This is a genomic window from Chryseobacterium oncorhynchi (assembly GCF_002899895.1).
Taxonomy (GTDB): Bacteria; Bacteroidota; Bacteroidia; order Flavobacteriales; family Weeksellaceae; genus Chryseobacterium; species Chryseobacterium oncorhynchi.
Window position 1 is genome coordinate 595166 of the sequence record NZ_PPEI02000001.1, and the last position, 13621, is coordinate 608786.

Sequence of the window (13621 nt, forward strand, 5' to 3'; positions counted from 1 at the left end):
GAATACACTCAATCTATGAGCATTTTTTAATATCAATTTTAATTAAAAATGAACAATAAAGAATCATTAAATTTCCGGTTTACTACTTATCAATCTAAAGTGAGAGTAATATTAGGATGAGACTGAATAATTTCGATTAGAATTTCAAACAATGTCTGTCCTTTTCCTGCCATTAGATCGTCCAGCTTTCGCTGAATCAGTTCTATATTAAAAGGTTTTCCCTGTCTTATTTTATTATCATAGAACTCCTTAGTAGCCTTAACCCCTAGATCTTCTCCTGATTTTTGAGCTTCTTTCCAGATGATTTCAATTTCTTCATTGTTTTCAATAACTCCGAAGCCTCCGTAAAGGATATCGTTAAAGCCATCCAACGTTCCTACTTTCCAGTCTGTATCTTTCATTAAGACATTGGAAACCTCTTCATAAAATTCTGCTAAAGACGAAAAATGACCGCCATTGATGACGATCATTTTTCTTTTATTGTTATTTGAAGTATTCAACACCGTTTTTGAATATGTTGTGATAATTCGCGGTTGGTATATTCTTCATAAGACCCTCTGCAAAGCGCTCCGGGTGTCCCATTCTTCCGTAGATCTTTCCACATGGGCTTGTGATACCTTCAATTCCGAATAATGAATTATTAGGGTTGAATGGCATTCCGTGGGCAATGTTTCCATCAAGATCAATGTATTGAGTTGCAATCTGTCCGTTTTCATATAACTTCTTGATTTCCTCTTCTGAAGCCATGAAACGTCCTTCACCGTGAGAAATAGGAATAGTGAACGTTTGACCTTTCATTCCTTTTAACCAAGGGCTTTCGTCATTTACAACCTGTACCGTCACCATCTGAGAGATGTGTCTTCTGATAGCATTGTGTGCTAACGTTGGTGAGTTTTCATCCAAGTCCTTGATTCTTCCGTAAGGCAACAATCCTGATTTAACAAGAGCCTGGAACCCGTTACAGATCCCTACGATCATTCCGTCTCTGTCTAGTAATTCATGAACGGCATTTCTCATCTTTTCGTTTTTCAGAACGTTTACAATGAACTTTGCAGAACCATCCGGCTCATCACCAGCTGAGAAACCACCTGAGAATGCTAAAATCTGTGATGTTCTGATTTCCTCCACCCAAGCATCAATACTTTCATCCAATAATTGGTGATTGATATTGATTAAAGGTAAGCTGCTTACAACAGCTCCTTCTTTCTGGAATGCATTCAGTGTATCATACTCACAGTTTGTACCCGGAAATACAGGAGCAAAAACTTTTGGCTGTGCTATTCCGTGTTTTTTGATTATGATATTTCTTGGATGGATTGAATTTGACTTTTCGTCAATTTCTACCGTGATTTTTTCTTTTTCTACTGTTGGGAAAAGGTTTTCGAACGTGTTGGTATTAGCAGCTACAAGATCCAAAATACTAGATTCAAGACCGTTGATTTTTAAAGTTCCTGAGTCTTTTACTTCACCGATCAACTGAAGAGCTGTTGAGCTTAATTCTTCTTTTGATTCAATGATTAGGCTACCGATATTTTTAGCTAATAAAACAGCTTCATCAGCATTGATCTCAGCACCTAGTCTGTTTCCAAAGCTCATTTTTGCTGCTGCCACTGCAACTCCACCTTCTTTCACCGTTTTTACAGAAACAATCTTTCCTGATTTGATGTTTTCAAAGATGAATTCATATACTTCTTTTAAAGCAACATAATTCGGAAGACCACTTTCCTGAGCGATATGGTTGAAGAAATACAACTTGTTCCCCGCTGCTTTAAATTCAGGTGAAATGATATTTTGTTTGTCTCCGTTCGCACATGCAAAAGAGATCAAAGTTGGAGGAACGTTCAGATCCTGATATGTTCCACTCATGGAATCTTTACCTCCGATAGCGGCAAGACCAAGATTGATCTGTGCATCGTAAGCTCCTAAAAGCGAAGCTAAAGGTTTACCCCATTTTTCAGGAGCCTGGCCTAGTTTTTCGAAATATTCCTGGAAGCTTAATCTGATATTTTTATAGTCACCACCCATGGCAACAATCTTCGCAACACTTTCTACAACAGCATAAGATGCTCCTAATAGTGAGTTTTGTTTTGAAATCTCAGCATCGAATCCCCAGCTTGCCAAGGAAACGGTTTTAATATCTTTTGCTCCTAAAATTGGTAGTGTCTGCACACTTCCCTCCATTAAGGTCTGCTGATATTTCCCTCCTAAAGGCATGGCAACAGTTGTCCCTCCTACTGAAGAGTCGAACATTTCCAATAATCCTTTTTGGGAAGCTACATTTTTATCTTTTAAAATCGTGATGAAGTTTTCTGCTGTGAACGCTTTCGTTTCTGCTTTTACTTCTCCAAGGTGGTTGATTTTTACTTCCTGAGATTTTGAACATCCGTTGGTATCCAGGAATTCTCTTGAAAGGTCTACAATTTTGTCTCCTTTCCAGAACATCTGCATTCTTCCTGAATCTGTTACTTTTGCCACTTCTACGGCAACAATGTTTTCAGCTTCACAGAACTTAATGAACTTTTCTTTATCTTTTGGATCTACTACAACAGCCATTCTTTCCTGAGATTCGGAAATAGCTAATTCTGTTCCGTTTAATCCTTCATATTTTAATGGTAATACATCAAGATTTACTTCCAGAGAGTCTGCAATCTCACCAATTGCTACAGAAACACCACCGGCACCAAAGTCATTTGATTTTTTGATTAATCTTGTTACTTCAGGGTTTCTGAAAAGTCTTTGGATCTTACGTTCTTCTACTGCATTTCCTTTCTGAACTTCTGAACTCATGGTATGAATAGAAGTCTCGTCCTGTTCTTTTGAACTTCCGCTTGCTCCTCCCACACCATCTCTACCTGTAGCACCACCTAAAATGATGATTGAATCTCCATTTTCAGGTTTTTCACGTCTTACCCAATCAATAGGAACAGCTCCGGTAACGAAACCTACTTCCATTCTCTTTGCTTTATAACCTTCGTCATAGATTTCGGAAACCATTGTTGTGGCTAATCCGATCTGATTACCATAAGATGAGTATCCGTTAGCAGCTTGTTTTGTAATTGTTTTCTGAGGTAATTTACCTGGTAAAGTTTTATCAACTGATTCTAAAACGTCTGCAGCACCCGTTAATCTCATTGCCTGGAATACGAAAGATCTTCCGGATAATGGATCTCTGATAGCTCCTCCCAAACATGTTGATGCTCCTCCGAAAGGTTCAATTTCTGTCGGGTGATTGTGGGTTTCGTTTTTGAATAATAAATACCAAGGCTCTTTTTTACCATCATATTCAGCTTCAATCTGAATGGTACATGCATTGATCTCATCAGAAATCACAAGGTTATCCAGATTTCCTGTTTTATGGAAGTATTTACCGCATACTGTTGCCAGATCCATTAAAGAGATTGGTTTCAGCTCACGGCCTAAGAATTTTCTTTTTTCTATATAATCATTGAAAATAGTTTCCAATGTATGCTTGAAGTCTCCTTCAAACTGAATGTCTGACAATTCTGTTTCGAAAGTCGTATGACGACAGTGATCGCTCCAGTAGGTATCTAATACTTTAAGTTCAGTTTCTGTAGGGTTTCTCTGCTCAGTTTTAAAATAATCCTGAATAAACTTCAGGTCATCTAAACCTAATGCAAAGCCATGATTGTTATAGAAATTTTCAAGCTCAGCCTCGTTGAAATTGATGAAATTTTCGTGGATCAAAACTTTTGAAGGTGTTTCGTCTGCAGGGATATCCAAAATGGAAAGGTCTTTTTCCTGAGATTCTACTTTATTGATCAAAAGGTCCTTGATTTTAACAAGATCAGCTTCAGATACTCCTTCAAATTCGATCAGTTTACCACTTCTTACTTTTGACTTTTCATTTTCTGTCAGCAAAGCAATACACTGTTGTGCAGAGTCTGCTCTCTGATCATACTGGCCAGGCAAGAATTCCATACTGAAATGGATAATTTTTGCAGGGTTTTCTGTGTGTAAAATATCAGTAACAGGGTCTACGAAGGTGTTGTTTACCACTTTTTCAAATTCTCCATCATTCAAATTGAAGATGTCATACACATTGTAGACTTTTACCGTTTGAATTGCCGGAACAACCGCTTTTACTTCATCAAAAATTTTTGGACTTTCAACATCGAAAATTCCTCTTTTTTCTACGAAAATTCTTTTGTTATTAGACATTAGATGTCAGATTTTAATATTAGATTTATTTTTCTTTTTACTTTCTGATTTCAGAGCATCCGTATCAGATTCCTGTCTACGTTGGTTGCTCTTTTGGGTGTTATCATCCACCCTATAATATTGATTACAAATTTAATCTTTTTACTTTCTTTAACCTCAATCTTTTTCCTATAGTTTTACAGGGTCATGATTAAATTATTATTTTCTGTCCCGTCTGTATTGGATGCGCTTTTAGGAGTTGTCATCCAACCTTCTTTATTGAATACAAATTTAAAAGAATAGGTCTTCCCTTTTTCAAATCTGGAGACCGGAACTGCCAGTTCAAAGCGGTTTTTATCTTTTTTTGTCATTTGATATTCTTTATTTTCAGGGTTCCAGTCATTGAAGCTTCCTGCTACAGCCATCGTATTGATCAGACTTGCATCCAGATTCTTTGGATGAGTGTAAGAAAAAACAACGTTATTTCCTTTAACAGTATATCCGTATACTTCCTTTTTATTTTTATCTGAGGTGGAAATAAGATCTCCAACTAGGTCCGCCGAAGTATTATAAAGTGCATTAAAGGTTTCAGGTCCATTGATGTTAACAATCATACAAACACCTATATTCAGCTCAGGATATATAGCAAACCATGTGTTTGTTCCATAAGACCCACCATGCTTAAATCCTACTTTTCCTTTTTCATTAATAAAATTTTGGTCCCAGAAATATCCATACCAGGCTTCTTTACTATTGCTAATATTTCTTTGTGACTCTTGTGCTACTTTATTTTTTACATCCAGCTCTTCTTTCAAGAATTTCACCATATCTCCTATTGTAGATTTGGTCTTTGAGCCTCCTGAACCCCATAGATTGCTCTTTGAAACTGGCATCAGACGATAATTGATATGATATCCATTGGCCTGAACCTCATTTTTCTCAAGTTCCAGCTTGGTATGATCCATTCCCAATTTTGAAAATATATTTTCTTTTAAAAGGGTTTCATAGCTTTTTCCGTAGATATTTTCCAATATCAGACCTGACATTTCCAGACTTAAATTACTGTACTTATATTCTTTACCTGGCTCCATGCTTAATTTGACAGTAGCCAGATCTTTTTTAAAATCATCTTTTGTATATCCCTCGTTAAGCTTCTCATAAAGAAAAGGGGTATCATCCGTCATTTTTTTCCTTAATTCATCATCGTTAGGAAGATTTCTTGGAAGTGCTGTTTCGTAAGAGATTAAGTTTTTTATTTTTATGGGAACACCATTATATTCTAAGTTAGGGTAAGATCCTTTAAGATATTTACGTACATCATCATCAAGACTTATTTTCCCCTCCAACACTGCCTGAGCCAATAACTGACCTGTAAAAAGCTTAGTAACGGAAGCTATGGCAAAATAAGTAGTATCGTCTGCCTTATTTCCTTTTCCTTTATCAAGTTCTCCAAAATGTCTGGTATAAACTTTACCATCTTTTAAAATACCCATAGATACAGAATAGGCTCCTGATTTTTGGGCAAGATTTTTAGCATTAGCATCCATAGCAGCATAAACATTCTGATCGCTTTGTGCGCTATGTTTTACAAACGCTAAGGCAAATACAAAAAATAAAATATTTTTCATGGTATGGGTTGTTATTAGTTGACAAATTTATTTGGATTATCCGGATGTTCTTTTTGATATTGCTTTACTTGTTCTATTTCATCTTTCAGCCATTTTTCAAAAGGAATTCTTTCGTCATTATAGCCTGAGGCATAAACCCTTTTCTCATCTTCAGACATAAAAAATTGTAATCCACCGAACAATTCCAAATTTACTTTTCTATAATCATATATGTTAATCTGATAATAGGGAAAGTTCTCTTTCGGTCTTTCAACAATTTCAAAAAGAAGTTTTTTTTCACTTTCAGACAACTTATTATATACATTTACATAATGAAGCCCTGAAAGTTTTTTATTTTGTTTTTCAAAGAACTGCAGAATATCCTTTTCTTTTTGGTTGTATTGAAATGGATATGGGTAGTACTTCCCATCAATTTCCACATCTTTCTCCGAATGTTTTGTAAGAGGCTGAATTGTTTGCCCCTTAGAATTCATCACGCCCCAAATTCCTCCCGTCATTCTTGGATGCTCATCATCTGTTTTCTCCCAATCACATCCATCACAAAACAAAGAATACCCATAGTTGAAAGGGGAAGCAAAATCATGGTTGGGTTCAATAACGATTTTCCCGTTTCTGTCTGCAAAACCTATCTTTCCATTTTTTACAAATCGTCTAAAGCTTTCAGAAAAATAATCCGGTCCATTGTCATATGCAAATGGGGTATAAAGAAAATTTCCCTTTTTGTCATAAACATATCCCCAGGTATTTTTAGTCCATTTTTCACCCTCTTTATATCCATTAAAAAGAATAGTTTCTCCTTGTACAGGATCTCCGTCTTTAAGGTCTGAATAAATTTTAAATTGTGCCGGAATAATAATTTCGCCAGACTGGTTTTTTACTCCAACCAAAGAATCTTTTGATTTGAAATATACTAAACCCTCCTTTTCCTGAGAAAAAGAAATCATTGGAATGAATAAAATGGCAATTAGCAGATATTTCATAACAATTGAGGTGAAAAAAAATATGCAGCCCAAAAGACTGCATATCATTTTTATACTTTAAGATCAGCTTCCAATCCTATTAAGTCTTTATTCTGGTCCAGAATCGGCTGTACTTCATTTTTGATGAACTCTTCCGTCTGAATCGGTGCGAAACCGATAAAGTTTTTCGGATCTAAAACTTCTTTTAATTTTGATTTATCTAGTTTTAAAGAATCATCGTTTAAGATTCTTTCGATAAGGTCGTTTTCTTTTCCTTCTTCCTTTACTTTCTTGGAAGCTTCCATAGAATGAACTCTGATTACTTCGTGAATTTCCTGACGGTCACCCCCAGCTTTCACTTCTTCCATGATAATATATTCTGTTGCCATGAAAGGAAGTTCTTCTTCAATGTGCTTGTTGATTCTGTTTGGATATACTACGATTCCGTTCATAATATTGTTCCAGATCAATAAGATAGCATCCACTGCCAGAAACGCCTGTGGAATGGTTAATCTCTTGTTTGCAGAGTCATCCAGTGTTCTTTCAAACCACTGTGTAGAAGCTACCATTGCAGAACTTGTCGTTAAAGACATTACATATTTTGCCAATGCTCCAATTCTTTCACTTCTCATTGGATTACGCTTGTATGCCATTGCCGATGAACCGATCTGGTTTTTCTCGAATGGTTCTTCAATTTCCTTAAGGTTTTGAAGTAAACGTAAATCGTTCGTGAATTTGTGAGCAGACTGAGCGATGTTTCCTAATAAGGCAACAACCTTAGCATCAATTTTTCTGTCGTAGGTTTGTCCGGAAACTCCGAAAACTTTTTCGAAGCCGAATCTTTTTGAAAGTTCTTTATCTAAGTGTTTTACTTTAGAATAATCACCGTTGAAAAGCTCAAGGAAACTTGCAGCCGTTCCTGTAGTTCCTTTTACCCCTCTGAAACGAAGAGTTTCAAGGAAGAAATCAAGCTCTTCGATGTCAAGAACCAAACTCTGTAACCAAAGCGTAGCTCTCTTCCCAACTGTTGTTAACTGAGCTGGCTGAAAGTGAGTGAATCCTAAAGTTGGAAGATCTTTATATTGAATGGCAAAATCTGCCAAGTTCTTCATTACGTTAACTAACTTTTTCTTTAGAATTAAAAGTCCGTCACGAATTTGAATTAAATCTGTATTGTCTCCTACAAAAGCTGAAGTAGCTCCCAAGTGAATAATTCCCTTTGCTGATGGTGCCACATCTCCATAAGTATGAACGTGAGCCATTACATCATGACGGAATTTCTTTTCGTATTCTGCTGCTTTATCAAAATCGATATTTTCAGCATTAGCCTTTAATTCAGCGATTTGCTCGTCTGTAATTTCAAGACCTAAGTCTTTTTCGATCTCTGCTAAAGCGATCCAAAGCTTTCTCCAGGTACGGAATTTGTTATTATGTGAGAAATTAAACAACATTTCTTCACTGGAATAGCGCTCTTCCAATGGATTTTTGTAGGAATTCATTCTTTCTTTTACTTTTTAGATGTACAAAAATACGGTTTTTCAGTGAGAGATGAAAATTAGAATGCTGCTTTTGGATAGATTAAAATTAAATGATTATCTTTTATTTTTCCGGATTTAGATGTTTTCTTTAATGAACCCTAGCTTATCTGGCTTTAAACCATTATTATGTTAACCTGATTATATATATCTAGATTGGAAGTTACTGTTAAAAATATACTTTCGTTCTTTTGGGGGTTTAAATACCTCTTCTTTTTCAGTTTCCACCTGCTAGACTCAGCCTATAAAGTATTTCTTAATTCTTTCCTTTTTTTCCAGTCAAATTTATTTTTATTTTCATGATTTCGTGTGGCTAAATCTGATAGCATTTTATCAATTTTCTTTTGGGAAACCCATTGACCATTAAAGAAAACATCGGAAATTTTTCTTGTATTCTGTATGTTTTCTAAAGGATTTGCATCCAATAAAATAAGATCAGCAAATTTTCCAACTTCCACTGTTCCTATTTTATCATCAATCCCGAGCCACTTTGCAGATAATCTTGTAGAAGAATTGAGAGCTTCTTCAGGAGTGAGTCCTGCTTTTACCAAAAGTTCAATTTCATCATGAAGAGAATATCCCCAAACAACGCCGGAGCATCCTGAATCTGTGCCTGCAAGAAGAGGAATCCCTGCTTCTTTAAAAGCTTTTACCAGACGGTTATTGAATCCTATCATTTTATCCAGATAAGTAATAAATTCAGGGCTTGCTTTGTCGTGGTACTGATTTGAAGTCATCCACTTATTCTGCATCAGCGGGTGAATATATTGGAATCCCTCAAGTTTAGGAATAATATCTATTGATCTGGCTTGTTCTTCAATCCGTTTAATAACAATCAAAGTAGGTGAAAGCCAAGTTCCGTTTTCTTTTGCAAGCCTTACAAATTTCTGTATATCCTCATCGCTGTAATTCTCCGATTGCTTGGCCAATTCTTCTGCGTGCGCAACCAGATTAAAGCCGGGAACAAATGCTTCTTCAATTTTTCCTTTAAATGCATCCGGAATATGCCCTACTACTTTCATTCCTTGTTTTTTTGCTTCATCGGCAATCGCTTTAAACGTTTCGACATTCAGTTCTGAATATACTTTGATGAATTCGTATCCTTCCGCTTTGGCTATACGAACAGTCTGCCTTCCATCGGAAGGAGTATTGGCTATTCTGCCTGAGCCATTTCCCCCATTAATCAATGCAGCCAGAGCAATTCGGGGCCCAATAATTTTTCCTTTTATGATTTCATTTCTCTGGGCAAAATTTTCTACTCTCGAATTGAGATCAAATATAGTAGTCACACCATTCGCTATATAAGGCATCATAATATCCTGATTATCCACAAAGAAAGTGTCTCCTTCTGTGGGATACGATGTTCCGAAATTAATGTCTGCCACTCCGTGAACGTGTATATCAATAAGCCCGGGGATAAGCCATTTCCCTTTTCCATCAATACTTTTTGCTGATTGGGGAACTGCCTCATTAATGGAAAATATTTTGTTGTCTTTAATAACCAATGTTGCATTTTTAATGATCTTTTTGTCTAAAGTCATTGTAATAATATTAACATTCTTTATAGCAATAACAGCCTGTTCATTATTTTTCTGCGCATTCAACATGATGATAGAAAACACTGATAAAGCCATAAATAAATACTTAAAACATTCCTTATCCATAGTCTGCCTGTATTAAAAATTGTACTTCGTATTCAAATCTTGATAGTTTAAATGATAAACAAACTCTATATTAAAAACGTTATATACTCCTAAATATTTAAAAAAATCTAAAAAAATAAGACCTGACCCATTCAGATTTCTTTATGATTACCCACTTCTAAAAAACAAAAAAGCCATTCGTCTGAATGGCTTTTATATTTTAAATTATGATTTACTGATAAATCACAACATCATCTTTTTTAATCTGGTAACCTGATTTTTTATAAGGGACCAAAACATACGTTTCTTTAATATAGCTTCCACTTTTCCACATTTTGCTTTTCCCTTCTTTGTCAAGAATAATGCTTTTTGCATTTCCTTCGGGGATAAAAATTTCAGCCCTTTTCATATCCTTACTAAAAATAACAGCTGTCATTGAAGTTGAATTTTTATCCGAGTCTACTTCCTTTAATTTGATTTTCTGTTCAAAAACCTTTACACAAACATTCTTGATTTGTGAATACGTAAAACCTGCTGAAGCTCTGCATCCATGGACATCTACGTCACCTCCCACAATTGGAGATCTTTGCTGGGCAAAGGCTAAAGAACTAAGGAACACTGCGCCCAATAAAATAGTTTTTCTCATATTGAAATATTAATAGTTTGAGTTTTGAAAAATAACAACAGTAATAAGGTATTAGTTAACCCCAAGATACAAAAAACCTCTCATTTTGAGAGGTTTATAAATATATTTTTTAGTTCAGGGAATTTTTAGTGTACTGTATCCTCCCAATTAATACTGCTTAACCTGTTAAAAACAAAGAGACCGTCTTAGCAGACGGTCTTCTATTGTATTTTATAAAATCTGGATTTACTGATAAATCACAACATTGTCTTTCTTAAGCTGATATCCGCTTTTTTTGTAAGGCACCAGTACATATCCATCTTTTTTCCAAGCTTTTGCTTTCCCTTTTCCTGCTCTGGTAAGAATTATACTTCTTTCCTCTGCATCCTTAACGAAAACCTCAGCTTTGTTCTTGTCTTTACTGAAAATAACGGCAGCAATATAATTTCCATTTGAAGCTACTTCTTTTAACTTTATTTTTTCTTCAAAAGTTCTTACACAGTCTTTTTTGATCTGAGAGTAAGTATATCCTGCTGACCCAATACATCCGTGAGCATCTTTATCGCCACCTACTACATGTGTTTCTTGTGCGAATACTAAAGTACCAAGGAACATTGCGCTAAGTAAAATTGTTTTTTTCATGTTGTTTTCTATTATTATGATAACTACGCTGGGTATTATTAAAAATCATGCCAAAGAAAACATAAAACACATTTCTGTGAATAACTTTTTACCTATTTATTTTGTCCAGTTTATTTTTGAATGCTTCACGTCATCAGAGCTTGTTCCGATCATAACATCAAAGTCTCCTGATTCCCAGTCGTATTTCAATTCTCCGTTGTAGAACTTCAGGTTTTCCGGAGTGATATCAAAGGTTACTTTCTTGGATTCTCCTTTTTTCAAAAATATTTTCTGGAAACCTTTTAATTCTTTCACTGGTCTTGTAATGCTACCTACCATATCTCTGATATACAACTGAACCACTTCTGCTCCATCATAGTTTCCGGAATTGGTAACGGTAACAGATGCCTGAATAGCCTGATCTCCTTTTGGATTGGCATTAGAAACACTGATATCTGAATAATTAAATTTGGTATAGCTTAATCCGTATCCGAATGAATATAATGGCGTATTACATTCATCCATATAGTTTGAACGGAATCTTTGGTACTCACATTTATCAGTCAGTTTCTGATCTAGTGGACGGCCTGTATTTTTAGCATTATAATAGATAGGAACTTGTCCTAAGCTTCTTGGGAATGTCATGGGAAGCTTTCCTGAAGGGTTTACTTTTCCGAAAAGAATATCTGCCATAGCATTTCCTGCTTCTGAACCTGGGAACCATGCATTTAAAATAGCATCAGGAGTATCTTTCACATTGGTTAAAGCTAATGGACGTCCTGTGAAAAGAATCATCGCGATTGGTTTTCCTGTCTTTTTCAACTCGTTTAGAAGATCTACCTGAGACTGAGGAATAGTGATTTCTGATCTTGATGAAGACTCTCCACTCATTTCAGCTGATTCTCCAATAGCCAAAACAATAACGTCAGCTTTGTTAGCGATATCAACAGCTTCTTTTAATAATTCTTCTTTTGAACGGCTGTCTCTGTCTGTTTTTTTCCCGTGGGCCGCGTAGATTTCTTCTAATTTTGCATTATAATCTATGTTTGCTCCTTTAGCAGAAAGGAATTTCACTTCTTTACCATAGTTGGCTTGAAGCCCCTGCATTAAATTAACAGAAACGTTGTGCTTGGTAGCCACACTCCAGGTTCCTGCCATATTTATAGAATTATTAACCAATGGACCAATTACGGCTACTGTTCCTGATTTCTTCAATGGCAATACCTGATTTTCATTTTTCAATAAAACCATTGACTGAGCGGCAACATTTCTTGCAATATTTCGGTTTTCTATACTGTACACTTCTTTTGCTGCTAATTTTGCATCACCGTGTTTGTATGGGTTATCAAATAATCCTAAGTCATATTTTGCTTCAAGAACTCTCTTTGCTGCAGTGTCTATCTCAGCCTGTGTAACTTTTCCTTCGGATAAAGATTTTTTTAATGTTGTTAAAAACCCTTCACCTACCATATCCATATCCACACCTGCTTTCAGGGCAAGGGCAGAAACTTGCTGAAGATCTCCCATTCCGTGGTCAACCATTTCATTGATACCCGTATAATCGGTCACTACAAACCCTTTAAATTTCCATTGATTTCTCAATACTTCAGTCTGAAGCCATCTGTTTCCTGTGGCAGGAACTCCATCAACTTCATTGAAAGAAGCCATTACTGAAGCTACACCTGCATCAACTGCCGCTTTATAAGGTGGAAAATATTCGTTGAACATTCTCACATGGCTCATATCCACTGTATTATAATCTCTTCCTGATTCACCAGCTCCGTATAATGCAAAATGCTTTACGCAGGCTAATATATTTGTACCATTGGCAAGATCTTTTCCTTGGTAACCATAGACCATGTTTTTTGAGATTTCACTTCCAAGGTACGGATCTTCACCAGAACCCTCAGAAACTCTTCCCCATCGTGGTTCACGAGAGATATCAACCATTGGAGAGAACGTCCAGTTGATTCCGTCAGATGCAGCTTCTTTCGCCGCAACTCTTGCTGATTGCTGTACCAGATTCATATCCCATGATGCAGCTAATCCTAAAGGAATTGGGAACGTGGTTTCATACCCATGAATAACGTCCATTCCGAAGATCATAGGAATCTTCAAACGGCTTTTTTCTATCGCCACTTTCTGAACAGCTTTAATTTTATCTGCTCCTTTTATATTAAATAGTCCTCCTACTAATCCTTGCTCTACCTTTTTTCCAATATCTGAACTTTGAGCCATTCCGGTTGTAAAGTCTCCGGAAGTAGGAAGGTTCAGCTGGCCGATTTTTTCATCCAAGGTCATTTTAGATAAGAGATTATCTACAAAGGCTTTCTTTTTTGCCTGATATTGAGCAGTCTGATACGACTGTACGGGCTTGTCTACCATTTCCTGAGCGGAAAACACTGGCGAAAGTGCTATGGCTGCAAGTATAATTAACTTTTTCATAAATCTA

General features: G+C 36.0%; 9 protein-coding genes. All 9 read right to left on the bottom strand.

Features of this window, described 5'->3' with window-relative positions; all coding sequences use genetic code 11:
- Positions 1–89: 89 nt before the first annotated feature.
- The gene (locus tag C1638_RS02850) at positions 90–503 is read right to left on the bottom strand and encodes a barstar family protein (protein ID WP_109617997.1); all 414 of its coding nucleotides are present in this window, start codon (positions 501–503) and stop codon (positions 90–92) included.
- The gene (locus tag C1638_RS02855) at positions 484–4179 is read right to left on the bottom strand and encodes a phosphoribosylformylglycinamidine synthase (RefSeq protein ID WP_109617999.1); all 3696 of its coding nucleotides are present in this window, start codon (positions 4177–4179) and stop codon (positions 484–486) included. The genes C1638_RS02850 and C1638_RS02855 overlap by 20 nt, the downstream gene beginning before the upstream one ends.
- Before the next feature lie 176 nt (positions 4180–4355).
- Positions 4356–5786 (bottom strand): serine hydrolase, encoded by a 1431-nt coding sequence (locus tag C1638_RS02860; protein WP_109618002.1) that lies wholly within the window; start codon positions 5784–5786, stop codon positions 4356–4358.
- A gap of 14 nt (positions 5787–5800) precedes the next feature.
- On the bottom strand, positions 5801–6766 hold the full coding sequence (locus C1638_RS02865; protein ID WP_109618003.1) for a WG repeat-containing protein: 966 nt from the start codon (positions 6764–6766) through the stop codon (positions 5801–5803).
- A gap of 50 nt (positions 6767–6816) precedes the next feature.
- The gene (gene purB / locus C1638_RS02870; protein WP_076351210.1) at positions 6817–8244 is read right to left on the bottom strand and encodes an adenylosuccinate lyase; all 1428 of its coding nucleotides are present in this window, start codon (positions 8242–8244) and stop codon (positions 6817–6819) included.
- Positions 8245–8522: 278 nt separating this feature from the next.
- Complete coding sequence (locus tag C1638_RS02875) at positions 8523–9944, bottom strand: amidohydrolase family protein (RefSeq protein WP_228428002.1); 1422 nt, start codon at positions 9942–9944, stop codon at positions 8523–8525.
- A gap of 211 nt (positions 9945–10155) precedes the next feature.
- Complete coding sequence (locus C1638_RS02880) at positions 10156–10569, bottom strand: hypothetical protein (protein ID WP_109618005.1); 414 nt, start codon at positions 10567–10569, stop codon at positions 10156–10158.
- 225 nt (positions 10570–10794) lie between these two features.
- Positions 10795–11190, bottom strand: coding sequence for a hypothetical protein (locus C1638_RS02885; protein WP_109618007.1), 396 nt, complete (start codon positions 11188–11190; stop codon positions 10795–10797).
- Positions 11191–11286: 96 nt separating this feature from the next.
- Positions 11287–13614, bottom strand: a complete 2328-nt coding sequence (gene bglX, locus C1638_RS02890; RefSeq protein WP_109618009.1) for a beta-glucosidase BglX — start codon at positions 13612–13614, stop codon at positions 11287–11289.
- Positions 13615–13621 lie beyond the last annotated feature (7 nt).